At 42.4% G+C, this 26,420-nt stretch carries 29 protein-coding genes; 27 read left to right on the top strand and 2 right to left on the bottom strand.

Translation table 11 applies throughout. The features are described 5' to 3' along the window. Positions 1-16: 16 nt before the first annotated feature. The 21 genes from FS458_RS16815 to paaX all read left to right on the top strand — a co-directional run bounded on the left by FS458_RS16815 (position 17) and on the right by paaX (position 19,714). Positions 17-1,345, top strand: coding sequence for an ABC transporter permease subunit (locus FS458_RS16815; RefSeq protein ID WP_144703758.1), 1,329 nt, complete (start codon positions 17-19; stop codon positions 1,343-1,345). A gap of 30 nt (positions 1,346-1,375) precedes the next feature. Next, on the top strand, positions 1,376-2,203 hold the full coding sequence (locus tag FS458_RS16810) for a carbohydrate ABC transporter permease (RefSeq protein ID WP_066391426.1): 828 nt from the start codon (positions 1,376-1,378) through the stop codon (positions 2,201-2,203). A 187-nt stretch (positions 2,204-2,390) separates the two neighbouring features. Next, positions 2,391-3,053 (top strand): type 1 glutamine amidotransferase domain-containing protein, encoded by a 663-nt coding sequence (locus tag FS458_RS16805; protein WP_144702828.1) that lies wholly within the window; start codon positions 2,391-2,393, stop codon positions 3,051-3,053. A 93-nt stretch (positions 3,054-3,146) separates the two neighbouring features. After that, positions 3,147-4,127: a zinc-binding dehydrogenase gene (locus FS458_RS16800; protein ID WP_144702825.1), complete on the top strand. Its 981-nt coding sequence runs from the start codon at positions 3,147-3,149 to the stop codon at positions 4,125-4,127. Between the two features lie 12 nt (positions 4,128-4,139). Further along, a complete protein-coding gene (locus FS458_RS16795; protein WP_144702823.1) occupies positions 4,140-4,430 on the top strand; it encodes a putative quinol monooxygenase in 291 nt (96 codons plus the stop codon). A 77-nt stretch (positions 4,431-4,507) separates the two neighbouring features. Further along, positions 4,508-5,383, top strand: coding sequence for a LysR family transcriptional regulator (locus FS458_RS16790; RefSeq protein WP_144702820.1), 876 nt, complete (start codon positions 4,508-4,510; stop codon positions 5,381-5,383). 56 nt (positions 5,384-5,439) lie between these two features. Further along, positions 5,440-6,174, top strand: coding sequence for an MBL fold metallo-hydrolase (locus FS458_RS16785; RefSeq protein ID WP_144702817.1), 735 nt, complete (start codon positions 5,440-5,442; stop codon positions 6,172-6,174). Between the two features lie 27 nt (positions 6,175-6,201). Then, positions 6,202-7,191, top strand: coding sequence for a lipoate--protein ligase (locus FS458_RS16780; RefSeq protein WP_137790510.1), 990 nt, complete (start codon positions 6,202-6,204; stop codon positions 7,189-7,191). A 450-nt stretch (positions 7,192-7,641) separates the two neighbouring features. Then, positions 7,642-8,970 (top strand): phenylacetate--CoA ligase family protein, encoded by a 1,329-nt coding sequence (locus tag FS458_RS16775; protein WP_144702814.1) that lies wholly within the window; start codon positions 7,642-7,644, stop codon positions 8,968-8,970. 70 nt (positions 8,971-9,040) lie between these two features. Then, entirely contained in the window at positions 9,041-10,006 is a 966-nt protein-coding gene (gene paaA, locus FS458_RS16770; protein WP_144702811.1) for a 1,2-phenylacetyl-CoA epoxidase subunit PaaA, read from the top strand. 23 nt (positions 10,007-10,029) lie between these two features. Further along, on the top strand, positions 10,030-10,377 hold the full coding sequence (paaB, locus tag FS458_RS16765; RefSeq protein ID WP_066391438.1) for a 1,2-phenylacetyl-CoA epoxidase subunit PaaB: 348 nt from the start codon (positions 10,030-10,032) through the stop codon (positions 10,375-10,377). Beyond that, positions 10,374-11,180, top strand: a complete 807-nt coding sequence (gene paaC / locus FS458_RS16760; protein ID WP_144702808.1) for a 1,2-phenylacetyl-CoA epoxidase subunit PaaC — start codon at positions 10,374-10,376, stop codon at positions 11,178-11,180. Before paaB ends, paaC begins: the two co-directional genes overlap by 4 nt. A gap of 26 nt (positions 11,181-11,206) precedes the next feature. Continuing rightward, positions 11,207-11,707, top strand: coding sequence for a 1,2-phenylacetyl-CoA epoxidase subunit PaaD (paaD, locus tag FS458_RS16755; RefSeq protein ID WP_370630062.1), 501 nt, complete (start codon positions 11,207-11,209; stop codon positions 11,705-11,707). A 37-nt stretch (positions 11,708-11,744) separates the two neighbouring features. Continuing rightward, positions 11,745-12,050 (top strand): EthD family reductase, encoded by a 306-nt coding sequence (locus FS458_RS16750; RefSeq protein WP_137790505.1) that lies wholly within the window; start codon positions 11,745-11,747, stop codon positions 12,048-12,050. Continuing rightward, the gene (locus tag FS458_RS16745) at positions 12,043-12,819 is read left to right on the top strand and encodes an enoyl-CoA hydratase/isomerase family protein (RefSeq protein WP_144702803.1); all 777 of its coding nucleotides are present in this window, start codon (positions 12,043-12,045) and stop codon (positions 12,817-12,819) included. Before FS458_RS16750 ends, FS458_RS16745 begins: the two co-directional genes overlap by 8 nt. A 13-nt stretch (positions 12,820-12,832) precedes the next feature. Then, complete coding sequence (locus tag FS458_RS16740) at positions 12,833-13,606, top strand: enoyl-CoA hydratase-related protein (RefSeq protein WP_144702801.1); 774 nt, start codon at positions 12,833-12,835, stop codon at positions 13,604-13,606. A gap of 27 nt (positions 13,607-13,633) precedes the next feature. Further along, complete coding sequence (locus FS458_RS16735) at positions 13,634-15,139, top strand: aldehyde dehydrogenase family protein (protein WP_144702799.1); 1,506 nt, start codon at positions 13,634-13,636, stop codon at positions 15,137-15,139. A 623-nt stretch (positions 15,140-15,762) separates the two neighbouring features. Beyond that, on the top strand, positions 15,763-16,635 hold the full coding sequence (locus tag FS458_RS16730; protein WP_066391452.1) for a 3-hydroxyacyl-CoA dehydrogenase: 873 nt from the start codon (positions 15,763-15,765) through the stop codon (positions 16,633-16,635). Continuing rightward, on the top strand, positions 16,635-17,840 hold the full coding sequence (locus FS458_RS16725; RefSeq protein ID WP_144702797.1) for a thiolase family protein: 1,206 nt from the start codon (positions 16,635-16,637) through the stop codon (positions 17,838-17,840). The genes FS458_RS16730 and FS458_RS16725 overlap by 1 nt, the downstream gene beginning before the upstream one ends. A gap of 14 nt (positions 17,841-17,854) precedes the next feature. Next, positions 17,855-18,631 carry an enoyl-CoA hydratase-related protein gene (locus FS458_RS16720; RefSeq protein ID WP_144702794.1) on the top strand — a complete coding sequence of 259 codons (777 nt, stop codon included), beginning with the start codon at positions 17,855-17,857 and terminating at the stop codon, positions 18,629-18,631. A 189-nt stretch (positions 18,632-18,820) separates the two neighbouring features. Continuing rightward, positions 18,821-19,714, top strand: a complete 894-nt coding sequence (paaX, locus tag FS458_RS16715; protein ID WP_144702791.1) for a phenylacetic acid degradation operon negative regulatory protein PaaX — start codon at positions 18,821-18,823, stop codon at positions 19,712-19,714. A gap of 65 nt (positions 19,715-19,779) precedes the next feature. Here the strand turns inward: paaX and FS458_RS16710 are convergent, their stop codons facing one another. Continuing rightward, positions 19,780-20,295 carry a gamma carbonic anhydrase family protein gene (locus FS458_RS16710; RefSeq protein WP_144702787.1) on the bottom strand — a complete coding sequence of 172 codons (516 nt, stop codon included), beginning with the start codon at positions 20,293-20,295 and terminating at the stop codon, positions 19,780-19,782. A gap of 65 nt (positions 20,296-20,360) precedes the next feature. Here FS458_RS16710 and FS458_RS16705 point away from each other — a divergent pair, with 65 nt between their 5' ends. From FS458_RS16705 to FS458_RS16690, 4 genes are all read left to right on the top strand, one after another. Next, entirely contained in the window at positions 20,361-21,311 is a 951-nt protein-coding gene (locus FS458_RS16705; RefSeq protein WP_144703755.1) for an NAD(P)H-dependent flavin oxidoreductase, read from the top strand. Between the two features lie 36 nt (positions 21,312-21,347). Continuing rightward, positions 21,348-22,682 carry a sodium-dependent transporter gene (locus FS458_RS16700; protein ID WP_144702784.1) on the top strand — a complete coding sequence of 445 codons (1,335 nt, stop codon included), beginning with the start codon at positions 21,348-21,350 and terminating at the stop codon, positions 22,680-22,682. 102 nt (positions 22,683-22,784) lie between these two features. Continuing rightward, complete coding sequence (locus FS458_RS16695; protein WP_144702781.1) at positions 22,785-23,504, top strand: SDR family oxidoreductase; 720 nt, start codon at positions 22,785-22,787, stop codon at positions 23,502-23,504. 156 nt (positions 23,505-23,660) lie between these two features. Then, positions 23,661-24,080, top strand: coding sequence for an AhpC/TSA family protein (locus FS458_RS16690; protein WP_144702778.1), 420 nt, complete (start codon positions 23,661-23,663; stop codon positions 24,078-24,080). A gap of 172 nt (positions 24,081-24,252) precedes the next feature. Here the strand turns inward: FS458_RS16690 and FS458_RS16685 are convergent, their stop codons facing one another. Next, complete coding sequence (locus FS458_RS16685; RefSeq protein WP_144702775.1) at positions 24,253-24,663, bottom strand: HIT family protein; 411 nt, start codon at positions 24,661-24,663, stop codon at positions 24,253-24,255. 155 nt (positions 24,664-24,818) lie between these two features. Between FS458_RS16685 and FS458_RS16680 the strand changes: the two genes are divergently transcribed. Together FS458_RS16680 and FS458_RS16675 are read left to right on the top strand one after the other, a co-directional pair. Beyond that, positions 24,819-25,214, top strand: a complete 396-nt coding sequence (locus tag FS458_RS16680) for a thioesterase family protein (RefSeq protein ID WP_144702772.1) — start codon at positions 24,819-24,821, stop codon at positions 25,212-25,214. Positions 25,215-25,307: 93 nt separating this feature from the next. Further along, positions 25,308-26,408 (top strand): Leu/Phe/Val dehydrogenase, encoded by a 1,101-nt coding sequence (locus FS458_RS16675; RefSeq protein WP_144702769.1) that lies wholly within the window; start codon positions 25,308-25,310, stop codon positions 26,406-26,408. Positions 26,409-26,420: the final 12 nt, after the last annotated feature.

Below are 26,420 nucleotides of genomic sequence, written 5' to 3'. Positions count from 1 at the left end.
TTTGAAACCTGATCTAATGCCTAACAACCAAAAGCCGATAGCAGCAAAAACTAAACAAAAGGCGAAGAAAAAGCGTTCTGACCGTTCGCTAGGCTACATGCTGATCGCCCCGTCGATGATCTTGATCTTAATCATTGCCATTTGGCCAGTATTTCAATCTTTCTATTACAGCATGTTTGATCTACGACTGAACAATCCTGCAAAATCTGAAGCGTATGTGTCGTATAAAGTGAATCTGCAAACCTATCTAGATAACTATCCTTTCTTGATCAGTTCACTTGAAGATGAATTAGATGAAGCAACAGGAAAAACAAAATCAGAGCTTGAAGCGATTAAAACAAATCTTGAAAAAGTGGATTCAGAATTAAAAGCTGATGGAGAATTGAGTAGCAAGTATGACGAAATAGATGAGAAGCTAACCGTGATGGAGCCGATCAGTGAAGAGCTCGCTGTTTCTGATTTGGACAAAGAGGTAGCGCTCGATCTAGAGAAAGCTGTAACAGATTCTTCCGAACAACTTAGAGAGTTAAAGAGTGAACTGAAAAACCCTGAAGACGTGATCGGACTTTCATCATCATTAAAGGATTCAGTCATCACACCAAACTTTATCGGATTGAAGCACTATAAAGAAAATCTAACAGATAGCCGCATGTGGAAGGCGATTCAGAATACGACCGTCTTTACGGTAATCTCTGTTTTTGCAGAGCTCGTTATCGGACTCGCGATCGCATTGCTTATCAACAAAGCTTTCTTTGGTAGAGGACTCGTCAGAGCAACCATCCTCATTCCATGGGCGATCCCAACTGCTGTTTCAGCATTCATGTGGAAGTATCTATATGATGGTCAAAATGGAATCGTAGCCAAAGCTTTTGCAGAGATCGGATTGTTTGATCAGATGACGGATATGCTCACAACAAGCACGGGCGCTATGTTTGCCGTCATTTTCGCAGACGTATGGAAAACGACGCCGTATATGGCACTCTTGTTATTAGCGGGGCTTCAAACGATTCCGAGTTCATTGTATGAAGCAGCAGCAATCGACGGAGCAAGCAAGTGGAAACAGTTCTTAAAGATCACACTGCCTCTATTAAAGTCTAGCATCCTCGTTGCCTTGTTGTTCCGTACACTAGATGCGTTCCGTGTGTTCGACTTAATCTATGTACTCACAGGTGGAGGTCCAGCAAACTCTACGGAAACGATATCGATCCTTGCTTACAAAGTCATGTTTGCACAGACTAATTTCGGTGAAGGTTCGGCGCTGTCGGTTATTGTCTTTGTCTGTGTAGCGATTATCTCGATGATCTATATCAAGTTCCTTGGACGAGACCTTTTAAATGATAGATAAAAACGGAACAGATAAAGGAGTGAATAGGAAATGAACAAAAAAGCAGGCCCAATGTTTTACGTATTCTTAACATTGTTTGTCTTCCTTGTCATGTTTCCGTTTTTATGGGTACTGGCAAGTTCAATCAAACCGGTTGCTGAGCTGTTTGGTGATCGTGCGTTCATACCGTTTACAAATAACATGACAGGTGAGAACTATGAATCTGTATTTGTTAACTATCCATTTTTAAAATATTTATGGAACAGCTTAGTCGTGTCGACGATTACTACTGTGTACGCAGTCCTTGTAGCCAGCTTTGCGGCTTATGCGATCGCACGATTAAACTTTAAAGGAAAAACAGTTATCCTTGGATTAGTGTTATCGGTATCCATGTTTCCGCAGATCGCAACGATCTCACCTATCTACATTGTTTTGAAAAATCTTGGATTAACGAACAGTTATCTTGGTTTGATCATTCCGTACACAACATTTACGTTGCCATTATCGATTTGGCTTCTTGTCACGTTCTTCCGAAAGATCCCGTTTGATCTTGAAGAAGCAGCAAAAATGGACGGGGCATCACCTATGCAAACGTATTGGCGTGTGATCTTGCCGCTTGCGATACCAGGAATTTTCACAACAGCGATTCTGGTATTCATATCAGCATGGAACGAGTTTCTGTTCGCGTTAACAATCAATACAGATGATGAGTTCAAAACGGTTCCGGTCGGAATCGCAATGTTTGAAGGACAGTTCACGATTCCTTGGGGAGAGGTTACAGCCGCGACTGTTATCGTAACGGTGCCGCTTGTAATCATGGTACTGCTTTTCCAACGCCGAATCGTGTCTGGGTTAACTTCAGGTGCGGTAAAAGAGTAGCTTGGTATGTAAACCCTCGCAAAAAAGCGGGGGTTTTTCTCATGTCATCTTTTCAAGATGTTCATTCTTTATTAATAAATATATTTATAGATAGGGTTATATTTTCTAATTTGTATTATGGGTTTTGGAAGTCTACAATAGGTATTGTTAGAGTAATAACTTACTTTTTGTTAGGAGGAATTAGACGATGTCTAAACATATATTAATGGTCGTAACTACGGCTGATAACATGAACAACGAACATTCAACAGGATTATGGCTTTCTGAATTTGGTGAAGCCTATGTGGAGTTCGCCAAAGCGGGTCATACTATTACTGTTGCAAGTCCTAAAGGTGGAAAAGCTCCTGTAGATGACCGCAGCTTAGAGGGTGAAGTGCCTCAAGAGATACTAGACACAGCCAAATATCTTGAAAACACATTAAAATTAGAAGAAATCAAAGACCTTGATGGTTTTGATGCTGTCTTCTTGCCAGGCGGACATGGAACTATGTTTGACCTTCCAGAAAACACAAAACTGCAAGAAGTCATCCGCGACCTATATGAGCAAAATAAAGTAGTAGCAGCGGTATGTCATGGTCCAGCAGGTCTAGTTGGAGTCAAACTTTCTGACGGTACTCCGTTAGTAGCTGGGAAAAAAGTGACTGCTTTTACAGATGCTGAAGAAGTAGCAACAACGCTTGATCAATATATGCCGTTCTTGTTAGAAACACGCATGCGTGAACTAGGTGCACAATTTGTCGCTGCTGAAAATTGGTCAGATCATGTCCAAAGAGATGGACAACTCATTACGGGTCAAAATCCACAATCTACAGTTTCTGTGGCTAAAGAAGTTCTAAAACAGTTAGCATAATTATAGGTGAACCTGCAGACCTTTATAATAAAAGGTTTGCAGGCTTTATTTTTTGTGAACATTGAAAAGGAATATGGGAGAGGAGAATTTCGGATGAAAGCATTACTTTTGAAAGATCTCAATCAATGGAAAGAAATGAAGGTAGAAGAAATAGACATGCCAACTGCAGGAAATGGAGAGGTAGTAGTAAAAATTCATGCGGCTGGCCTAAATCCTGTCGATTATAAAACGGCAACTGGAGGAAATCCGAACTGGACGTATCCTCACATTTTAGGGCTTGATGCGGCAGGTACCATACATGAAGTTGGAGAAGGTGTAACAGATTGGAAGATCGGTGATCGTGTTGTGTATCACGGAGATTTTAACAAAAAAGGGGCATACGCTGAATATGGAGTAACAACAGCACATACCATCTCACGTATTCCAGATTCTCTATCATTTGAAGAAGCAGCTGCTCTTCCAACAGCAGGCTATACAGCTTATCAGGCTCTGTTTAGAAAATTGCCTATGTCTTCAATCGATACGATTTTGATCCATGCAGGTGCGGGTGGTGTAGGTGGGTTTGCGGTTCAGCTTGCAAAACATGCAGGGAAAACGGTGATCTCTACTGCATCCAAACACAACCATGAGTACGTTCGTTCTTTAGGAGCAGATCTTGTGATCGACTATAAGGAAGACGACGTTAAGGAAAAAGTGATGGCTTTTACAAACGGTAGAGGTGTTGATGCAGTTCTAGATACAGTCTCTAGAGACAATGCAACTGCATCACTCGACTTAATCGCATACAACGGTCACATTGCACATATTGCTGGCGCTCCTGATTATACAAAGGTAAAACCATTTACACGTGTAATCTCTTTTCATGAGGTAGCATTAAACGCCATTCATCATAACCATGACGAGGTGGCTGAGCGCGACTTAGCAAAAATGGGTGACGAGCTGTTGGCGCTTGTAGCAGATAAGAAAGTTTCTTCTTTACTAGAACAAGTGATTTCACTAGAAGAAGTACCTGAAACTCTTGAAAAGCTTTCAGAGAGACATGTTAAAGGCAAGATTGTTTGTAAGATTGTTTAAGGAGATGATTTTTTGGCTATTACCATTAACGCAATACTCAAAGCAAAACCAGGTAAAGCGGAAAGTTTGCGCGAAGAATTGATTAAGGTTGTACAAGCATCAAGGAAAGAAGAAGGATGTATCAGCTATACACTTCACGAATCTACTGAGAACCCTGAGACTTTTGTGTTTTATGAAAACTGGCGTGATGAAGATGCTCTCAACAGGCATATCGAATCCGACCATTATAAAAATTATCGAAAAAACATAGAAACACTTGTTCAGGAAAGAGAAGTATACCGCTTAAACATCATTGATCTATAGGATAAAATTCTGCATCGTGCCTCATCCGGATCGGTGCAGTTTTTTATGTTGATTCTTTAGAAGGGGGGGCGATTTTTATGATTGATTTTGAATGGTACAGAAGTTTCATCAGCATCTACAAACACCGTTCTGTTTCTGCTGCTGCAAAAGCTAGAATCTTAACACAGCCTGCTATGAGCCAGCATCTAGCAGCTTTAGAAGCAGAAATAGGAGAGCCTCTATTTATTCGTGCTCCCCGTAAAATGGTACCAACGGATAAAGGCAAAGAACTGTATACAAAAATTGTTCCGCTCATTGAGAACTTGGAAAATACGACACTTCAAATGCTTCATAGTTCATCTGGCAATGGACGTGCACCTGTTATCCGAATCGGTTCGCCTGTAGAATATTTTACGATACGAACTCTTCCTAAAATCCGAGATTTAGATATTCGTTTTTTATCTCAGTTTGGAGTGGCGGGTACGTTACTAGAAAAGTTAGAGAAGGATGAAGTGGATCTTATTCTGACGACTCAAAAAATGCAACAGCAAGGAATTGAATTTCAAAAACTTGAAGATGAAGTATTTGTTGCTGTGGGACCACCAACCTATGAAACGAGTGCAGAAAGTACTGCTGAAATAGAGGCGTGGCTGAACAAAAAGAACTGGCTGAGCTATGGATTAGAACTTCCTATCATAAGAAGGTATTGGCGTGATCATTTCAAAAAGCGACCAGACTTTCAACCTTGCCACGTGATACCTGATCTAAGATCGATCTTAGAGGGCATCGAAAATGGGTTAGGAATGAGCATACTTCCCACTTATCTTTTTGAAAAATCATTACTAGAAAAACGTGTGAAGGTATTATTTCCTGAACTAACCACAGAAAACACAATCTATGCCGCATATAAAGTAGAACATAAAAACAACCCCGTTTTAGTAAAAGTACTAGATGCTCTTAAACGCAAAAACTAGTGTAAAGAGTCGGGCATTGTGTAAACTAGTAAATAAAAAGGCGGAGGGCTAGAGTTATGAAACTAACGGTCATTGGATATTGGGGTGGTTATCCAGGAGTGGGAGAAGCCACATCGGGATATCTTCTTCAGAGTGGGGGATTCAATCTGCTCATCGATTGTGGAAGCGGCGTTCTCTCACAACTTCAAAAGTATATAAAGCCAGAAAAACTAGATGCGGTCGTATTATCGCATTATCACGCAGATCATGTAGCTGATGTAGGTGTTCTTCAATACAGTCGTCTCATCCAGTCGTTTTTACAAAAAGGAATACAGCCACTTCCGATCTATGGCCACGATAAGGATCAAGATGGTTTTCGCTCTCTCACGCACGGGACTACCACAAAGGGAATTCTTTATCATCCAGATGAAGTGTTGAAGGTCGGCCCTTTTACGATTACGTTTCAACTGACAAAGCATGCTGCGGTTTGCTATGCGATGCGCATTACAGACGGAAAACATACCATCGTATATACGGCAGATACAGCGCTCATTCCTGAACTCGTTCCGTTCAGCCTATATGCGGACTTGTTAATCGCAGAATGCAACTTTTACAAAGGAATGGATGGAAGCGGCCCAGGCCACATGACATCAGAGGATTGCGGCAAGCTAGCACATGAGTCCGAAGCTCGTGAACTGCTTCTTTCTCACCTTCCTCATTTTGGTCAGTTATCACAGCTTGTCACAGAGGCAAAAGAGGTGTATAACAATAAAGTGGAGCTTGCCTCTTCCGGCTGGACGTGGGGAGCTTAAAGATAGGGACTGAAAGAGGAGAGAAATATGCTTTTTATTGATAATGAAAATATTACAGACCCAAGAGTGAATCTAGCTATAGAAGAGTTCGCTTTAAAACATTTAGACATCAATGAAACGTATTTGCTTTTTTATATAAATGAACCATCGATCATCATCGGTAAGAACCAGAATACCGTTGAAGAGATCAACGCGGACTATGTTCGAGATGAAGGGATTCACGTGGTTCGTCGTTTATCTGGTGGCGGTGCGGTGTATCATGACCTCGGAAACTTAAACTTCAGTTTCATCACGAAAGATGACGGTAATTCGTTTCATGATTTCAAGAAGTTTACCGATCCTGTTGTAAAAGCACTGAAAAAACTCGGTGTGAACGCTGAATTAAGCGGACGAAACGATATTTTGGCTGACGGTAAGAAAATTTCCGGAAACGCACAGTTTTCTACAAAAGGCCGTATGTTTAGCCACGGAACTTTGCTATTTGATTCTGAGATCGAAAATGTAGTTTCTGCTCTAAATGTACGTATGGACAAGATCGAGTCAAAAGGAATCAAGTCCATCCGCAGCCGAGTAACCAATATCCGTGAGCACTTGGATGAAGATATGACGATGGAAGAGTTCAAACAGACCCTTCTTGCGTATTTATTCGAAGAGTTGGATTCTGTGCCAAAATACGAATTGACCGAAAAGGACTGGGAAGAGATCCGCAAAATCTCAAGAGAGCGTTATGCCAACTGGGATTGGAACTACGGAAAATCTCCGAAGTTCAATGTGGAACTTTCGAACCGATTTGCAGCAGGTTCTGTTGATATCCGTCTGCACATCGTTAAAGGAATCATTCAAGAAAGTAAGATCTTTGGTGATTTCTTTGGTGTAGGTGACGTATCAGATATTGAAAACAAGCTGAACGGTGTACGTTATGACCGCGAGGCGATCGAGGAAGTGCTTAAGGATTTAGATTTAAGCCACTATTTCGGAAATGTAACGCGTCAGGAGTTTCTTGATCTATTATATTAGGAAGAAAACCGCCTTTTCATGGGCGGTTTTTGTTTGTTTATATCGTTTATAAGTCTTCATTTTCATTTATAAGTCTTCAAAAAAATTTATAAGTCTTCAAATTTTTTTATAAGTCCTCAAAGACAATTTATAAGTCTTCAACAACTCATCCAAAAGTTGCGTGTCTAAACGACTGTTTCAGCACTCAAAATCAGTCCAGCTTCAAAGACCAGCCCCTCGAGGTCACATTACACTTTTCTTGTGACACAATGAGCGTGTCTTCAGAAAAGTATAAAGTGCTGGTCGTGTCTAAACGACTGTTTCAGCACTCAAAATCATTTGACAGAAAATTATTATAAATGATAAGCTGAAACCAAATACATCACACAATAATTAGATAACGGTACAAAAACGTCATATTTTTTTAATCTCAATTGTAATCGCTTACATATTATAAAGGGAGATGAAAGAATGATCCTCCATCCACAAGTGGAATGTATGAGTCGTGATGAAAAAGAAGAGCTTCAGCTTCATCGGTTAAAGCAGACGGTACACAACGTATATGAGAATGTCTCTTTTTACAAAAATGCTTTTGACGAAAAAGGAATTCATCCCTCTTCAATTGATACATTAGAAGATCTTCAAAAACTTCCTTTTACCGTAAAAAAAGATCTTCGCGATCATTATCCTTTTGGTCTTTTTGCTGTTCCGAACGATCACCTTGTCCGACTGCATGCCTCTTCTGGAACGAGCGGTAAACCGACAGTGGTTGGCTATACAGAAGGTGACATTGATAGGTGGAGCAACATGGTAGCGCGTTCTATTGCCATTGCAGGTGGAGAACCTGGTCATGTCCTTCATAATGCATATGGCTATGGTCTATTTACAGGTGGACTCGGACTTCATAACGGATCTGAGCGGCTGGGGATGATTACAGTTCCTGTTTCAGGCGGAAATACAGAACGGCAAATCCTTTTGATCGAAGACTTTAAACCTCAGGTGATATGCGGAACACCTTCTTATATTTTAACCATTGCTGAAAAGATGGAGGAGCTAGGAAAAGATCCGAAAGCGACTTCGATAGAATATGGAATATTTGGAGCAGAGCCGTGGTCTGAAGAGATGCGTGCGACGCTTGAAGAGAAGCTTGGCATCAAAGCGATGGATATCTATGGATTGAGCGAAGTGATGGGTCCAGGCGTTGCGATGGAATGCCACGAGGCACAGGATGGCCTTCATATTATGGATGATCATTTTTTAGCTGAGATCATTAATCCTGATACGCTCGAACCAATGCCTGATGGTCAGTATGGAGAGCTTGTGTTTACGAGTTTAACGAAGGAAGCTTTTCCGATCATTCGATATCGTACAGGAGATATTGCTTCCATTAATCGAGTACCTTGCAGCTGTGGAAGGACTTCCATACGAATGAGCCGTGTGAAGGGCCGGATCGATGACATGATTATCGTACGTGGAGTTAATGTGTTTCCTTCTGAAATTGAGAATTGTCTTCTTTCGATAGAGGATATTGTACCTCACTACCAAGTTCATATTTTAACAGAAGGATTAAAAGAACATATCGAACTTCATGTTGAGATGACAGAACAACTTTATGCTGTAACAAACGGAGACGAAGATCATGAGGCGACGCACCTGTTAAAGAAGACGATCACAAAAAAAATTAAAGACACATGCCTCGTATCCATGAATATTAAAGTGTATCCACCAAAAGGTATTCCACGTTCTGAAGGTAAGGCGATTCGAGTCGTCAGGAAAACACAGAGAAAAATGGGCGTATAATTACTTTTAAATCGTATGACGATAATTTATAATTACGGTAAATAAACGTAATATAATAGGAGGGAACAACATGACAGTTGGTATGAGTTTTAATCAGCTTAGTGAAGAAGAGAAGATGACTCATTTTCTTGATCGGATCAACGCCGGTGAAAAGATCGAACCGGATGACTGGATGCCGGAAGATTATCGCCTGCAGCTGATTCGTTTGATTTCGATGCATGGCATTTCTGAAATTATGGGAGCGCTTCCGGAGAAAGAGTGGGTACCTAAAGCGCCTTCTCTTCACCGCAAACTTGCGATTATGGCTAAGGTTCAGGATGAGATGGGACATGGACAGCTCTTGCTTCGTGTGGCAGAAGATTTGATGGCCCCTCTTGGCAAGAACCGCCACGACATCATGGAAGATCTTTTTTCAGGTAAATTAAAATTTCATAACGTGTTTCATATGGATGCTCCAACTTGGGGTGATGCGGGAATTATCGCTTGGCTTGTGGACGGGGCGGCAATCATCTCTCAGAGCATGATGCTTGATTCTTCTTATGGGCCATACGCCAGGGCGTTAAAGCGTATCTGTGCGGAGGAAGTTTTCCACGCGCAACATGGTGAGAGCATCATTTTAGCGATGGCAGAAGGAACGTCGGAACAGCGTGAAATGCTGCAGGATTCGTTAAACCGCTGGTGGGAATCACTGATCATGTTCTTCGGACCAAAGTCAGCAAAAGAAACCGGAAATTCAAACGCTGATAAGAACATCATGTATAAGATCCGTACAAAAACAAACGAGGACCTTAGACAAGAGTTCTTCACAAAATATATTCCGCGTATTTGGTCGCTTGGGCTAACGATTCCAGATGATACGATCCGTTTTGATGAAGACAGCCAGATGTGGATCTATAAGGACGCTGACTGGAGCAAGTTCAAACAGATTGTTTCAGGTAACGGACCACAATCACAGAATCGTTTAGATCTTCGTCGCCGCTCATACAAAAATAACGAGTGGGTACGCGCGGCACTCGCTGCTAAAAAGGCGAACTAACAGCGGAAAGGAGAGAAACAAAGGTGAACGAATCAACAAATGAGTTTTACAACGTGTATGAAGTATTCAGTAAAAAAACAGATAAATCTCCGTTTCAGCATAGCTTCAGCCTTTTAGCACCAAACGCAGATATGGCGCTCATCATGGCAAAAGAGAACTTTTTCAGAAGAGAAACGGTCGCCGACATCTGGGTTGTGAAAAGAGAGAACATCAGGGGACTTAACCAAGACGAAAGAGAGATGCTAAAACGTCTCGATAAACAATATAGAGAAACAAAAGGGTACGGCTATCTAAAGAAGAAGTGGCGCGACTATAATCAGGAGCAGTTTACCGAACAGCACATCCTTGGCGGAAGGGGAGACAATTCATGACACAAGAAACGTTAAAACCAAAAGAAAAGAAAGCATTGATCGAGCTTCTCTATCAGCTTGCAGACGATGATTTTCTTCTTGCGTTTCGCGGATCGGAGTGGCTTGGTCTAGCACCGCATATTGAAGAGGATGTTGCATTCTCATCCATCTCACAAGACATGATGGGGCATGCGAATTTGTACTATAACCTACTCGAAAATCTTGAAGAAGGAGAAGCAGACAGGATTGCTCACCTGCGATCACCTGATCTGTTTCGAAATGCCATCATCTTAGAAGAAGTGAACGGACCTGGAACGTACTTAAAAGAACCAGATTACGACTGGGCGTTCACTGTCGTACGCAACTACTTTTACGCTGTACACAAACATATACGTCTAGATTCATTGCGCCACTCTTCCTATGAACCTTTGGCAGAAGCAGCACGTAAAATCATGACAGAACAGTATTACCATCTGATGCATTGGGAGATTTGGTTCAAGCAGCTTATGACCAGTACAGATGAAGCGACCCTTCGAATGACAGCAGCCATCCAAAAGGTTTGGAAAGACTTTGGCGGCGTTCTTACGCTCGGACCGTATTATGAAGATATCGTAAAGGCGAACTTCATCGATGATGAGAACGTAATGAAGAAGAGATGGAACAACAAGATTGAGGCTGTCTTAAAAGAAGTAGGTGCATCTTATCCTGGGGAACCTCGCATGGAAAGAGGCAACGGTCGAAACGGAGTACACACGGAAGACTTGAAGCAAGCAACTGCAACACTTTCTGAAGTTTATGCAACAAATCCTGCAACTGGCTGGTAAGACGATTTAGAAAGGAGATGAACCCCGTGTCCGAATTAAAAAGCAGCATGACTGATAGTGTGATGGACGCGCTTGGGGATGTAAAAGATCCTGAAATCGCCTCTGTCAGTATATTGGATCTCGGGATGGTGCACGAAGTTGACGTGACAGATGATAGGGTAAGGATTTCTGTTCTGCCTACGTTCTCTGGCTGTCCAGCTCTTCACATCATCGAACGAGATATTAAAAAAGCGATTGAAAATGTAGAAGGAATTACTTCAGCAGAAGTGAAATTTGTATTTACACCATCGTGGACAACAGACCGGATTACACCAGAGGGACGAGAGAGGTTAAAAGAGTTTGGCATCTCACCTCCACCAGCGAACCATGTGATGGGTGAGCCTTGGGAGATCGATTGTCCGTATTGTGGATCAACATACGTAACGATGGAAAACATCTTTGGACCAACAGCCTGCAGAAGTATCCTATATTGCAAGTCGTGCAAGAACCCGTTTGAAGCGATGAAACCTGTTGCTGATATGGGATAAGAAAAATGATGAGTTTAAAAATAGGGAGGAAACACACATGGTAAAACTAATCGCACTTTACAAAACACCGGAAAACTTGGAGCAGTTCGACGACCACTATTTTGGACATCATACTGAGATCACGAAGAAGATTCCTGGACTTCGCAAAATGGAAGTAACGAAAATCGTAGGCTCGCCGATGGGGAAAAGCGACTATCACATTCTTTGTGAAATGTACTATGACGATCATGATGCGTTGAAAGCAGCGATGAAGTCTGATGAAGGTAAAGCTTCTGGAAAAGACTTGATGAGCTTTGCAGCTGAACTTGTAACGCTCATGATCGGTGAGGAAATCAATGAGTAATTACGAAACAATTCTAACCTCTATTGAAGATGGGATAGCCTCTATTCAATTAAACAGGCCGCGCGTGTTAAACGCGATCAACAGGCCGATGGTTACGGAACTATTAGATGCTTTTGAAAGCTTCGACCGTAATGATGAGGTGAAAGCAATTGTTTTAACAGGCAGTGAGCGTGCATTTGCAGCCGGTGCTGACATTGATGAGATGAAAGAAGATACAGCGGTCTCTCTTGAACTATTAAACCAGTTTAAAGAATGGGATCGTCTCGCAACGATCAAAAAGCCGATCATTGGTGCCGTCAACGGTTACTGCTTTGGTGGAGGTTTTGAACTAGCGTTATGCGCAGACATCCTCTTCGCAGCAGAAAATGCACAGTTCGGATTTCCTGAGATCAAACTTGGTGTGATGCCAGGTGCTGGTGGCACTGTAAAACTTACAAAGCTGATGGGTCAGAAAAAAGCGCTCGAGTGGCTATGGCTCGGTGATCCGATGACAGCTGATGAAGCTCTTCAATACGGAGTGATCAACCGTGTCATCGCACCTGAACTTGTCGTGGACGGGGCAAAAAAGTATGCGAAGATTGTAGCTTCTAGAGCACCTTTATCTACTCGTTTAATAAAAGAGACTGTTTATAAGTCTATTGATTATTCCACACACGAAGGCATGCAGTTCGAACGTAAAAACTTTTATCTATTATTCTCGTCTCAGGATCAAAAAGAAGGCATGAAGGCTTTCGTTGAAAAGCGTCCAGCCGAATTTAAAGGGAAGTAGAGGGGATATGAACATGTTTGAAACGATCAGCTACGAAACAAGAGGAAAAACGGCTTGGATTACTTTAAATCGTCCGGATAAACTCAATGCATTCACATCACTCATGCATAAGGAAATGGTTTCAGCGATTAAAGAAGCAAACAAAGACAGCAATGTAAGAGCTGTTGTTATAACGGGCGCCGGGCGTGCATTCTGTTCAGGTCAAGACTTAACAGGTTCACCAGAGGGCGCTGATTATGGCGATGTTCTGCGAAAAGGATACAATCCGATGGTGCAAGCATTAGTTGCCATGGAGAAGCCTGTAATCGCAGCCGTGAACGGTGTTGCAGCTGGTGCAGGAATGAGTCTCGCTCTAGCTTGTGACTTCCGTATCGCAAGTGAGAAAGCGAGCTTCATAGAAGCGTTCATTCATGTTGGTCTCGTACCTGACTCTGGAAATCTGTACTTCTTGCCTCGATTAGTAGGTCATGCAAAAGCGATGGAGTTAGCTGTGTTAGGTGAGAAGATCACCGCTCAGCAGGCTAAAGAGTTTGGTCTTGTAACAAAAACGGTAAGCGAAGAAGAGTTCATGCTTGAAGTGGAAATCTTCGCTGAGAAACTTGCAAACATGCCAACCAAAGCAATCGGTCTCATCAAACGCTATATGAATAAAAGCTGGGAAAGCGATCTGAACGAAGTGCTGGAATATGAAGCACAAGCGCAAAAAATTGCTGGTGAGTCAGCGGATCATCAAGAAGGTCTGCATGCATTTATAGAAAAGAGAAAACCAGCATTCACAGGAAAATAGGCATCTAGATTAAAAGGAGTGGAGAACATGAGCACAAAGACAGAAGTTAAAGCGGTAAAACGTGACGTATATGAAATGGTGATAGGCGGACAAAGTGTTGGTGGATCTGAGGGAGAATACTTTGTTACATATAACCCGGCAACAGGTGAACCGTTAGCGAAAGTTGCAAAAGCAACAAAAGCTGATGTGGATTCTGCTGTAAAGGCTGCAAGAACAGCTTTTGAAACAGGAAAATGGAAGCGCTCTCCTGTAAACAAGCGTTCTCGCACGATGAACAAGATCGCTAGCATCATGCGTTCTCGTTATAACGAACTTGTTGAGCTTGAAATTTTGAACAGTGGAAAATCTTTAAGTGCTGCACAAGGGCAAGTCATGCAAGCGATTGAAGACTTTGAGTTCTACGCAGGTGCGATTGTAAGCCACCGCGGTGCTGTGAACCCTATGCCAGGACCATTCATGAACTACACGCTAAAAGAGCCTCTAGGCGTTTGTGCACAGATTATTCCTTGGAACTACCCGATGATGATGGCAGCGTGGAAGATCGCACCAGCAATCGCAACGGGCTGTTCTGTCATCTTAAAGCCTGCTAGTTTAACGCCTTTAACAGCGATCGTTATGACGGAGATCTGTCATGAAGCGGGTGTTCCTGAAGGTGTTGTAAACATCATTACAGGTGACGGAGCTACGGTTGGTTCATACCTTGCTGAACACGAAGGTGTTGATAAAGTAGCGTTTACTGGTGAGACAGGAACAGGAAAAGACATCATGGCTAAGGCGTCTCAAACGTTAAAACGTGTAACGCTTGAACTTGGTGGAAAATCACCTAACTTAGTTTTTGCCGATACGGATCTTGATGCAGCAGTGGACGGCTCATTATTCGGTATTTTCTACAATACAGGGCAATCCTGTGAAGCACGATCTCGCTTGTACATTGAGGAAAGTATCTATGACGCGTTCATGGAAAAGTTCGTTGAAAAAGCGAAGAAGCTTGTACTAGGTAATCCACTCGATCAAGGTACGCATGTTGGAGCGATTATTTCAGATCGCCAGCTTGAAGTGATCGACGGCTACGTAAAATCTGCTGAAGAAGAAGGAGCAACTATCCTTTTAGGTGGCGGACGTGCAAAAGTCGACGGATATGAAAACGGTCATTGGTATCTTCCGACGATCATTACAGACGTAAATGAAGAAATGAAAGTAGTTAAAGAAGAAATCTTCGGACCTGTTGTTGTTGTCTCTACGTTTAAAGACGAAAAAGAGGCTGTGAAACTTGCAAACAATACTGACTTCGGTCTTGCAGCAGCAATTTGGACGAAGGATCACGCAAAGGCAACACGTGTAGCGGGTATGATTCAAGCTGGAACAATTATGATCAACTCACCGTTCTCTGCATTCCCGGGAACTCCATTCGGAGGCTACAAGCAATCAGGTTTCGGCCGCGAGCTATGCATCGAGACACTTGATCTTTATTCAGAAACAAAGAGTGTCGTGTCCTACACAGGATCACGTCCGTTGAATCCTTTTAATCTGTAAAAACAAAATAACTGTTTATTTAAGCTTTGTTGCTTGTGGGAGAGTTGATTTCCGTTTCAGATGCTCGCTTTCCGCGGGGCAGGCGGTGAGCCACATTTGAAGCGTTTCACTCTTAAGTGTCTCACCTGCCGGCCTGTCCCGCAGGAGTCTCGCATCTTCCACTAAAATCACCTTTAACAGAAGGTTTTAAAGCTTTTCTGTCAGTGATTTATTTAGTAAAGAACAAAACAAAAGCGAGCCTTAGTGCTCGCTTTTTATACAAGAATTTGCTGCAAAGAGATTTGAATTACTACTTCATTGAATAGTTAATTGGAGCGGAAAGGCGAGACGCCTGCAGGATGAGTGGGACTATTGAAATGCGGAAGCGACTGTACAGCCCTGATAAGCATAAGGAAAATGGGTAGGGAAGGCGCTCTTTGCCTTCGTGTACCATTTAACTTATGACCTCGAGGGGCTAGGAGCTGTAGCTAGACAGGTGAGACCGTTCAATGACGCAAAGCGGCGAATGGGCTCACCGCACACCCTGCGGAAAGCGAGCCTTGCAGCGGAAATTAACCTCCTTCAAAAGCAGTATTGCATACAAAACGTTAAACATTTGTTTAAAAGAAAGGCAGGAGAGACTATTGTTACAAAATGCTGTAGTCATCGGATCTGGTGTGATGGGAAGAGGAATCGCCTACGTGAGCGCAGTCGGCGGTTTTGATGTTCAACTCGTTGATGTAAAAGAAGAACAACTTGAAAATGCAAAAAAAGAGATCGATTCTATTTTTTCAAAAGCAGTATCTCGCGGAAAGTTATCACAAAGTGTGGCTGAAGAAGCGCAAGCGAGACTTTCGTATGCTACGAATCTCTCAGCGGCCGTTAGCGGTGCAGACTTAGTGATTGAAGCTGTTCCAGAAAACATAGAGATCAAGCGTGCTGTTTTTGAAGAACTAGACCGTTCAGCACCTGAACATTGCGTGCTTGCGACAAACACTTCTACGATGAGTCCAACTGAGATAGGATCTTTTACTAAACGTCCTGAAAAAGTAATCGCCATGCATTTCTTTAACCCGGTGCATAGAATGCCACTCGTTGAGATCGTTCGCGGGCATGAAACAAACGATGAAACGGTCGAGCTCGCGAAAGAAGCTGCTGTGAAGATGGGGAAAGAAACCGTAACGGTTAACGAGTTCCCAGGATTCGTTACAAGCCGGATTTCAGCTATGATTGGGAATGAAGCGTTCTATATGCTGCAAGAAGGCGTAGGAACGCCAGAAGACATCGACAAAGCGATTAAACTGGGCTTGAATTTTCCGATGGGACCTTTTGAACTTGGCGATTTAGTAGGATTAGATACACGCTTAAACAACCTGAACTACCTTCATAAAACGTTAGGTGAAAAATATCGTCCGGCACCACTTTTAGTCAAGTATGTTAAGGCGGGTAGACTTGGCCGAAAGTCAGGTAAAGGGGTATACGACTATACCACGGAAGATAACGGGGTGAAAAAGTGATGAGAGAGGTTGTCATCGTTGATGCTGTTCGTACGCCTATAGGAAGATATAAAGGTGGACTAAAAACGGTTCGGCCCGATGATCTTGGTGCAGAGGTGATCAAAGCGCTTGTGGAAAGAAACCCTGAACTTCCTGTCAACGAGATTGAAGAAGTGATATTCGGAAACGCAAACGGAGCGGGAGAAGATAATCGTAATGTGGCAAGAATGTCAGCTTTACTCGCGGGACTTCCTGTAGAGGTAGGCGGAACGACGATCAACCGTTTATGCGGATCTGGTATGGATGCGGTCATCTACGGTGCTAGAGCCATCTTGGCTGGTGAAGGAGATATCTTCATCGCCGGTGGAACGGAGAGTATGACACGTGCACCACTCGTAATGGGGAAGCCTGAAGTCGACTATCCTCGTGGCGATATGAAAATGTTTGATACGACGATCGGATGGCGCTTTATTAATCCGCTTTTGCATGAAAAGTTCGGAACAGATTCTATGCCTGAAACAGCAGAGAACGTAGCGAAGAAATATGGAATTACAAGAGAAGAACAAGATCAATTCGCTTATGATTCTCAGCAGAAAGCAAAAGAAGCTATCGGACAGAACCGTTTTAAAGAAGAAATTGTTCCTGTAAGAGTAGTAGACCGAAAAGGAAACGAAACGTGGGTTACAGAAGATGAACACCCTCGTCCTGAAACGTCGCTCGAAAAGCTTGGTACGCTTAAACCGTTGTTTAAAAACGGAAGCGTCACAGCGGGAAATGCGTCTGGAGTCAACGATGGAGCTTCTGCATTACTTTTGATGAGCCGTGAAAAAGCAGATCAGTTAGGATTAAAACCTTTGGCTCGATATGTATCATCCGGTGTGGCAGGTCTTGAGCCCGCTATAATGGGTGTAGGCCCGATCGAAGCTTCCAAAAAAGCACTGAAGCGGGCAGGTCTCTCTATAGCTGATTTAGATTTGGTGGAGTTGAATGAAGCTTTTGCCTCACAATCACTTGCTTGTATGAGAGAACTTGGACTAGATTCTGGCAAAGTTAACGTAAACGGCGGTGCGATTGCGTTCGGCCATCCGCTAGGAGCAAGTGGCGCGCGTATTTTAACAACGCTTATTCATGAAATGAAAAAGCAAGGATCGCGCTACGGTCTAGCAACAATGTGTATCGGTGTTGGTCAAGGTATTGCTTCCGTAGTTGAAGCGATCAATGAATAGGAGGGTCATCTAACATGAGTGCTATTTTATACGAAGTAAAAGATTATGTTGCATATGTAACCTTAAACCGTCCAGAAGTTTTGAACTGCTTTAACTTTTCAACATTAAAAGAGCTTGAAGAAGTCGTAGAAGACATTCATCACAATAATGATGTTCGCGTTGTGATTTTTACAGGTGCAGGGGAAAAAGCATTCAGTGCAGGAGCTGATCTAAAAGAACGCCGTACACTGAGTGATTCAGAAGTAAGAAGAAATGTACGTAAGATTCGCGATGTGTTCTCTGCTGTTGAAGCGTTGCCGCAGCCTACGATCTGTGCGATCAATGGCCATGCTTTTGGAGGAGGCTTCGAGTTAGCTCTTGCTTGTGATCTGCGGGTTTCTGTGAGAGAAGCGTCGATGGGTCTGACAGAACTTAGTTGGGCGATCATTCCTGGTGCGGGAGGAACTCAGCGTCTTCCTAGACTGATCGGTCAAGCGAAAGCGATGGAACTGATTTTAACAGCGAAAAAGATGATGGCGGAAGAAGCTTTTTCATACGGTATCTTAAACCAAGTAACATCGAGAGAAGAATTGATGGCTGTTTGTGAAAACTATGCTGGTCTTATTATGAAGAATGGACCAGTTGCCGTTCAGCAAGCAAAGTATGCGATCAAGCATGGAACGGAAGTGGATCTTCAGACAGGACTTGCGATTGAGGCGAAAGCGTATGAAGTGACAATTCCCACAAAAGATCGAATGGAAGCACTCGTTGCTTTTGGAGAAAAAAGACCGCCTGTATTTAAGGGAGAGTAACTTGTTTCTGTCTCCATAATTCCACTATCATAGAGTATAACTTTTTTGTACCGATGATTTTCGACGAGGTTACATATAAGTCGTTAATATAAGTTCAATGAAGTTCTGAACTGAAAGACTTGATGTTAGTCCAGTTTTCTTTATGGTAGGATTGTACAGACAATAACAGGTACAAATGAGGGTATGAACATGCAGAATAGTTTAAACACACGCTCCATGATATTCACATTATACGGAGACTATATCCGGCATTATGGCAGTGAGATATGGATCGGCAGCTTGATTCGATTGTTAGAAGAGTTTGGTCACAACGAACAGGCCGTAAGAGCAGCGATTTCCAGAATGAATAAGCAAGGCTGGATCGCAGCTAGAAAACAAGGCAATAAAAGTTATTATTTTTTAACTGAGCGTGGAAAAAAGCGGATGGATGAAGCAGCAAAGAGAATTTTTAACGCGCAACAGGAACCGTGGAACGGCGAATGGATGATGTTCACCTATACGATTCCTGAAGAGAAAAGAAGCATTCGTGATGAGCTTCGAAAGGAACTGGTCTGGAGCGGATTTGGTCTGCTTGCTAACAGTTTCTGGATCTCACCGCACGCATACTCTGAGCAGATTCAATCTATGATTGATAAATATGAGATCAAAGACTATGTTCATTCGTTTACAGCCGTTTACAATGGGCCGAATGAGAATGAAAAGCTAGTTTCTGAGTGTTGGGATCTGAATGACATTAACGAAAAATACAACGAGTTCATCGTAACGTATTCTCAAAAGTATGTGATCGATAAGAATAAGATTGAAAAAGGTGAGATGACAGACGGAGAGTGCTTTGTAGAGCGTACAAAACTTGTTCACGAATATCGTAAGTTCCTGTTTATCGATCCAGGTCTTCCGAAGGAGCTTCTTCATGCAGACTGGCTAGGTGATCACGCAGCTTCGCTCTTTAGTGATTATTACCGAGCATTAGCAGGACCTGCAAGTCGTTTCTTTGAAAGCATCTATTCGGATGGAAACGATCTAAAGAAAGATTCAGAGTTTGATGCTCTTAATCATCCTCTTATTCAGGAGAACCGGTCATAAAAGAATTAGGCTAGATACAACTAAAAAAGCACTTTCGCAAGCTATTGTACGAAAGTGCTTTTCTACTATTCTTTTAATTCATCACGGAACTGTTTCCCTTTTTCATAATACGTGTCGATCGTAAGCTGAATGAGCTTTAGATCATCGTCGTTCAGTTCGCGTATGATTTTACCCGGTGAACCCATGACCATGACACGCGGCGGAATTTTTTTGCCGGGAGGAATTAGTGTATTCGCACCGATGAATGCTTGTTCACCAATTTCTACACCATCAAGAATGGTAGAACCCATACCAACGAGTGCGCCTTTTTTAATCGTACATCCGTGCAGGATGACGTTGTGACCGATCGACACTTCATCTTCTAGTATGAGAGGATACCCCTCATAGAGGTGTAGCGTGCAATTGTCTTGAACGTTAGTCTTTTTGCCGATGGAGATCGGTCCTTCATCACCTCGAAGAACGGAGTTAAACCAGACGCTTGCTCCTTCTTCTATTGTAACGTCGCCAATCAAGTGAACCCCAGGCGCAATAAAAGCGCTTTCATGAACATCTGGTGTTTTTCCATTAAACGTGTATTTCATTATGAGCCTCCCTCGTACAGGTTATAGGTTCAGTATAACAAAGGTTAGAATGGGAAGTGGAGAAATTGAATTCCATCTGTGAATTGTTAAACATTCAGTATCCGATCCTTCAAGGAGGAATGGGAAATGTTAGTAATGCAGAACTAGCTTCTGCTATATCAAATGCAGGTGGGTTAGGCACAATCGGTGCTGGTACGATGTCACCTGAAGAGGTAGAAAATTTGATAATTGCAACAAAGGGGATGACAGACAGGCCATTTGCTGTTAATGTACCTTTAACCGTTGCATCAAATGTAAAAGAAATTCTTAGACTTCTGATCAAACATAAAGTGGAAGTTGTTTCCTTATCTGCAGGTAATCCAGCGCCTTACATACCGAAACTAAAGGAACACGGCTTAAAGGTTATCTGTGTTGTGGCTTCTGTCTATCATGCTAAAAAAGCCGAGGCAGCAGGGGCAGATCTGCTAGTAGCTGAAGGCTATGAAGCTGCGGGACTTAACTCACCGTATGAGACAACGACAATGGTTCTGTTGCCGCAGGTATCCAAAAGCGTACAGATCCCGGTTATCGCTGCTGGAGGTATTGCTGATGGGAGCGGTATGGCAGCTGCCTTTGCTCTTGGTGCCCAAGGTGTTCAGATGGGAACTCGATTCATTGCAACAAAGGAAGCACCTTTTCATGAGAGATACAAGACTTCCTTAGTAGAGGCAGATGATACCAAAACGTTAATCGTTGGCCGCTCAACTGGAAAGATCAGAAGAATTTATGATACACCTTATGCTCAAAAGTTAATTCAACTTGAAAAAAATGGCGTCTCACCTGAAGAGTTTATTACACACACCTCAGAGGATCATCATATTTTAGGAGCTGTAAAAGGGGACTTGGAGAACGGTTTTATTAATAGCGGTCAGATCGCTGGTGCGATTTCGGATGTGCCGAGCGTAAAAGATCTGCTAGAGACCATGATGAAAGAAGCAAGAGAAGCAGTAAGTATGTTAAACAATCGTTTCATCTAATTCAGTAGTAATAGTAACAGGAGGGTGTATGTAATTATGAATCAGCAAGACCAGTGGACGTCAAAGTTAGCTTTTATTCTAGCTGCAGCAGGATCAGCAATTGGACTCGGTGCAATTTGGAAATTCCCTTATGTTGCCGGTACTAGCGGCGGGGGAGCTTTTTTCCTTCTCTTTTTATTGTTTACGTTTCTAATCGGTTTTCCGCTATTAATGGCTGAGTTTGTTATCGGTCGAGGTGCACAAAAAGAGGCAGTTTCCGCTTATCGAAAGATCGCGCCAGGTACTGCATGGCCTTGGTTAGGCAGAATGGGTGTAGCGACAGCATTTATCTTATTATCATTTTACAGTGTAATCGGTGGATGGATCGTACTCTACCTTGGTAAAAGTTTTTCCGGGGACTTCTTTAATCATGACTTTAGTCAAATGTTTGGCCAATCGATCTCTAGTACATGGCCCGTTTTGATCTCTCAGTTCATCTTTATGATGATCACGATTTTCGTTGTAAGTCGCGGGATTAAGAACGGTATCGAAAAAGCAAACCAAATCATGATGCCAGCTCTTTTTGTTTTGTTTGCTGTATTGATCATTCGCTCATTAACACTTGATAATGCGATGGAAGGCGTAAAGTTCTTCTTGTTTCCTGATTTTTCCAAGATCGGTGGAGACGATATCCTATTTGCATTAGGTCAGTCTTTCTTCTCATTAAGTGTAGGTATCTCTGTAATGGTAACGTACAGCTCTTACTTGAGTAAAAAAGAAAGTCTTACAAAATCAGCGACAACTATCGTATTACTGAACGTATTGATTTCCTTATTAGCAGGGTTAGCGATCTTCCCAGGTGTATTTTCTTTAGGTCTAGAGCCAACAGAAGGACCTGGCTTGCTTTTCGTTGTACTTCCTGCCGTATTTGATCAGATTGTTTTTGGACAGTTATTCTTTATCGTGTTCTTGGCGCTGTTCTTATTTGCGACCCTTACATCAGCTTTCTCGATGTTAGAGATCATCGTTGCATCAATCACAAAGGGTGAACTAGAGAACCGTGCAAAATGGTCATGGATCATTGGAATTCTTATCTTTGCATTCGGAGTACCATCTACTTTGTCTTATGGCGTATGGTCAGATTTCACGCTGTTTGACAAGATTATCTTTGATCAACTCGACTACTTAGTTAGTAACATCTTACTTCCTTTAGGTGCGTTATTCATCGCGTTATTCGTAGGCTATCGTTATCCTAGAGAGATGCTACTTCAAGAGTTTAGAGCAGGTTCCTCTGTTTCGGTAAAAGGCTTTGCGCTATGGCTCATGCTGATCCGTTATGTCGTTCCTGTTGTCATCATCATCGTATTCGTTAACATGCTTGGACTTTTTTAAAAGGAAATTAGAAAGAAAGGCGCGGACCATAATTGGTTTTAGCGCCTTTTTTGTGTTAATAATAGAATTTGTGAAACATAGAAGTGAAGGGAAGTTTTATACATGCTAAAAAACAAAACAGCAGTAGTAACTGGAGCAACTCGCGGGTGTGGGAAAGCTATAGCAGAAAAGCTAGGAACATTAGGAGCAAAATTAGCGATCGTTGGTTCGTCTGATGGTATCTTCAAAACCGGAGAAGAGTTAAAAGCTAAAGGTTTCGATGTTCTTGCCATAAAAGCCGATGTGACAAATGAAGCGGACGTAGCTGAACTATTTAAACAAACGTTTGAAGCGTTTGGAAACATTGATATTCTAGTAAATAATGCGGGTGTCGGTCAGTTTAAATTGGCAGAAGAACATTCATTAGCAGACTTTCAAAAAATGTTTGAAGTTAACGTACAAGGTGTATTCTTATGTAGTACAGCGGTTGTTCCACATATGAAAGAGCGAAAAGAGGGAACGATTATCACGATCTCATCAGATGTGGGTCGCAGAACGATTGCGAACGGCTCTGTCTATACAGCTACAAAGTATGCGGTTCAAGGATTTTCGGGGTCTCTTGCACAAGAACTCAGAGAATTTGGTGTTCGTGTAGGTACTGTGAATCCAGGAGCGATCGATACGTACTTTGCTGATTCTGAACAAGGTCTTGATTTTAAAGAAGATTGGCTAAAAGTAGATGATATCGCAGAAGCTGTAGCGTACATGGCAAGCGCACCAAAACACATGGTGGTTGATGAGATCATGCTTCACCCTCTTTCTCAGGAATACCCGAACGTATAATATGAGGAGGCGATCTGGATGAAACTAGATCAGGAAGTGCTATCCATTGAAGGTTCAAAATCTGTAAAGCTAGATGAGTTGTTCGGTGAAGATAAAACATTCGTTGTGTTAGTCAGACACCTTGGCTGACCATACTATCAAGAGTTCCTTGCGCAGTTGCGTGAGTCATTTGAGAAGTTTGAACGTTTAGATGTAAAAGTTGTTGTCGTATCACCAGCAAATCGTGAACAGATTCAAGAATTTATGAATGTACATGGACCATTTCCGTTTGAAATCTATGGTGATCCGGAGCTTGAGCTATACGAGGAAATGGGAAACCACCACATGACGACTGTTAAAAGCATGCTGTCTGTAGGTGCGGATCTCTTAAAAGGTGAAGTTAAGATAAGCGACATTGTGCCTAAAGATAAGAAGGAAAGAAAGCATTTTTTAAGCGCAGTGAAAAATCAAGATGTGAACATTCAAGGAAGTTCATGGCTGTTTGATCGAAATGGAGAGGTTTTGTGGAAGCACATGGATGAAACTCCTGAAGATCATGCGAAAGTTGACGAAGTATTGAAGCAGTTGCGGAAATGATAAGGATAAAGCTGATACAGCATGTGCTGTATCAGCTTTTTTATGCGGTAGGGAGCTTCCGCTAAACTTAATCATATAAAAAACAGCGCCGATCACATAAAAAAGGTGATCAATCACATAAAAATGATTATGAATCACATAAAAATAATCGTCCATCACATAAAAAAGGAATTTATAAAGTCTTACTTTGCCTGCCCGTCCTGCGGTTTTCCTCAGACTTGATCCACGAACGAATGCCTCTTCCTGCGAACGGCTCGTCATCAAATCGAGGGATGATATGAAAATGAGCGTGTGGAATGCTCTGACCAGCCACTCGATTTACGTTCCATCCCGTGCTGTAGCCATCAGGTGCAAACTCTGAGTCTAGCAAACTTTTTGCTTGCTGCATCAACTCATATGTATCACTCCACTCTTTTTCACTTAAATCAAATACAGTCTGTTTATGAGCTTTTGGAATAATCAATCCCGCACCTTGTAAAATATCCTGAGCTCTCGGACTCTGCAAAAAGTAGCAACTTTCATTCTCTAATACTATTTTTTGTTCAGGAAAACTCATGGGATCACAAAATATACATTCATCCATTTAATAAATACACCTCCAGAACCATTTTTGCATATTTTTCATATTTCTTACAAATCAAACAATTCTGGGGATTCATTGACCGGATATCACACAAAATGTTATGATTACGTTAAGAAAACGTTATATAAATTTGATAAAAGATATGAGGTGTGTGCATGAAATCAGGCATGAAGGTCGGCCAAAGTGCGACCATCAAAGCTACCGTTACACCCGATATGTTTGCTCAATTTGAAGGAAAGCTTGTCCATCCAGCCTATTCAACGGTTAGCATGGTCTATCATATGGAATGGGCAGCGAGACAGATTATATTGCCATATCTTGAAGAGCACGAAGAAGGAATCGGCGGTGGAGTTGCAGCCAAGCATATGGCTCCGACACCAGAAGGCGCTGAGCTTACTGTAACGGCCACGTTAAGAGAAGTTAAAGGCAAAGCTGTCATATGTGATGTGACCGTCTATAACGGTAAAGCAATAGCAGGTGAAGGAGAAGTAACACAATATATTCTGCCACGAGAAGCAATCTCACAAAAAATTAAAGAAATGAAGATTTAAATTTTTTTATCCAATAATGAAAGCGCTTACACTTTAAAGCGGCAAAGCGAAAAAGAAATAGAGTAACAAGAGACACACTAGGGGGATTTACACATGTTTGAAAAAATATCACAGCATGAGCAAGTTGTTTTTTGTAACGATCCATCAACAGGTCTCAAAGCAATTATCGCTATACATAACACAACATTAGGCCCAGCACTCGGGGGATGCCGAATGAGACCATACGGATCGGTGGATGAGGCACTTGAGGACGTTCTGAGACTGTCAAAAGGTATGACATACAAATGTGCAGGTGCGGATGTTGACTTCGGTGGGGGTAAATCGGTCATTATCGGAGACCCCACGACTGATCGTACACCAGAGTTGTTTCGAGCGTTCGGACAGTTTGTAGATTCTTTAAACGGTCGTTTTTACACAGGAACGGATATGGGTACGACGCCTGATGATTTTGTTCACGCGTTAAAGGAAACGAATTGTATCGTCGGGGTACCTGAGGAATATGGCGGCAGCGGCGACTCTTCTGTTCCAACAGCACAAGGAGTTATCTATGGCCTTCAAGCTACGATTCAGACTCTCGAAGGAACAGATGAACTTGCAGGTAGGTCCTACTCGATACAAGGATTAGGAAAAGTAGGGTTTAAGGTCGCAGAGCAACTGCTCGCTGCCGGTGCACAGATCTATGTAACGGATATTAACGAAAAAGCGTTAAAGATGATTCAAGAACGAGCAGAACTTCTGCCTGGAAATGTGGAGGTGGTTGAGGGAAGCGACATCTACGGGGTGGACGCTGACATCTTCATACCATGTGCACTAGGAGGAATCATTCACGACGAGACGATCGAACAGTTGAAAGTTAAAGCGATAGTTGGAAGTGCTAACAATCAGCTTTTAGAAGATAAACATGGGCTTTACCTGCAACAAAAAGGAATCCTATATGGTCCGGATTATATTGTGAACGCAGGAGGGCTCATTCAGGTAGCTGATGAGCTTTATGGTCCGAATAAGGCTCGAGTCTTAACAAAAACGAGAGCGATCTATGACAGTTTGATACAGATCTATAGTGAGAGCACGAAGAACCAGATATCAACGATGGAAGCAGCAAATCTTTTCTGTGAGGAGAAGCTTCTAGCCCGATCAAAACGAAACAGCTTTTTCGCTCACAACCGAAGACCAAAATGGCAAGTTCGAAACTAAGGAGGGAATTTA

The sequence above is a fragment of the Fictibacillus phosphorivorans genome (assembly GCF_007673525.1).
GTDB lineage: Bacteria > Bacillota > Bacilli > Bacillales > Fictibacillaceae > Fictibacillus > Fictibacillus phosphorivorans_C.
Note: the sequence above shows the minus strand (reverse complement) of the source record. Positions and strands in the feature narration are given on the sequence as shown.

Bases quoted from the DNA above. Each gene is read 5' to 3' on its own strand.
- FS458_RS16735 (WP_144702799.1), top strand. From the start codon at position 13,634: ATGAGCACAAAGACAGAAGTTAAAGCGGTAAAACGTGACGTATATGAA.
- FS458_RS16700 (WP_144702784.1), top strand. From the start codon at position 21,348: ATGAATCAGCAAGACCAGTGGACGTCAAAGTTAGCTTTTATTCTAGCT.
- FS458_RS16805 (WP_144702828.1), top strand. From the start codon at position 2,391: ATGTCTAAACATATATTAATGGTCGTAACTACGGCTGATAACATGAAC.
- FS458_RS16725 (WP_144702797.1), top strand. From the start codon at position 16,635: ATGAGAGAGGTTGTCATCGTTGATGCTGTTCGTACGCCTATAGGAAGA.
- paaX (WP_144702791.1), top strand. From the start codon at position 18,821: ATGCAGAATAGTTTAAACACACGCTCCATGATATTCACATTATACGGA.
- FS458_RS16695 (WP_144702781.1), top strand. From the start codon at position 22,785: ATGCTAAAAAACAAAACAGCAGTAGTAACTGGAGCAACTCGCGGGTGT.
- FS458_RS16685 (WP_144702775.1), bottom strand. From the start codon at position 24,663: ATGGATGAATGTATATTTTGTGATCCCATGAGTTTTCCTGAACAAAAA.
- FS458_RS16750 (WP_137790505.1), top strand. From the start codon at position 11,745: ATGGTAAAACTAATCGCACTTTACAAAACACCGGAAAACTTGGAGCAG.
- FS458_RS16785 (WP_144702817.1), top strand. From the start codon at position 5,440: ATGAAACTAACGGTCATTGGATATTGGGGTGGTTATCCAGGAGTGGGA.
- paaA (WP_144702811.1), top strand. From the start codon at position 9,041: ATGACAGTTGGTATGAGTTTTAATCAGCTTAGTGAAGAAGAGAAGATG.
- FS458_RS16680 (WP_144702772.1), top strand. From the start codon at position 24,819: ATGAAATCAGGCATGAAGGTCGGCCAAAGTGCGACCATCAAAGCTACC.
- FS458_RS16720 (WP_144702794.1), top strand. From the start codon at position 17,855: ATGAGTGCTATTTTATACGAAGTAAAAGATTATGTTGCATATGTAACC.
- FS458_RS16710 (WP_144702787.1), bottom strand. From the start codon at position 20,295: ATGAAATACACGTTTAATGGAAAAACACCAGATGTTCATGAAAGCGCT.
- FS458_RS16745 (WP_144702803.1), top strand. From the start codon at position 12,043: ATGAGTAATTACGAAACAATTCTAACCTCTATTGAAGATGGGATAGCC.
- FS458_RS16675 (WP_144702769.1), top strand. From the start codon at position 25,308: ATGTTTGAAAAAATATCACAGCATGAGCAAGTTGTTTTTTGTAACGAT.
- paaC (WP_144702808.1), top strand. From the start codon at position 10,374: ATGACACAAGAAACGTTAAAACCAAAAGAAAAGAAAGCATTGATCGAG.
- FS458_RS16790 (WP_144702820.1), top strand. From the start codon at position 4,508: ATGATTGATTTTGAATGGTACAGAAGTTTCATCAGCATCTACAAACAC.
- FS458_RS16810 (WP_066391426.1), top strand. From the start codon at position 1,376: ATGAACAAAAAAGCAGGCCCAATGTTTTACGTATTCTTAACATTGTTT.
- FS458_RS16740 (WP_144702801.1), top strand. From the start codon at position 12,833: ATGTTTGAAACGATCAGCTACGAAACAAGAGGAAAAACGGCTTGGATT.
- FS458_RS16780 (WP_137790510.1), top strand. From the start codon at position 6,202: ATGCTTTTTATTGATAATGAAAATATTACAGACCCAAGAGTGAATCTA.
- FS458_RS16800 (WP_144702825.1), top strand. From the start codon at position 3,147: ATGAAAGCATTACTTTTGAAAGATCTCAATCAATGGAAAGAAATGAAG.
- FS458_RS16775 (WP_144702814.1), top strand. From the start codon at position 7,642: ATGATCCTCCATCCACAAGTGGAATGTATGAGTCGTGATGAAAAAGAA.
- FS458_RS16815 (WP_144703758.1), top strand. From the start codon at position 17: ATGCCTAACAACCAAAAGCCGATAGCAGCAAAAACTAAACAAAAGGCG.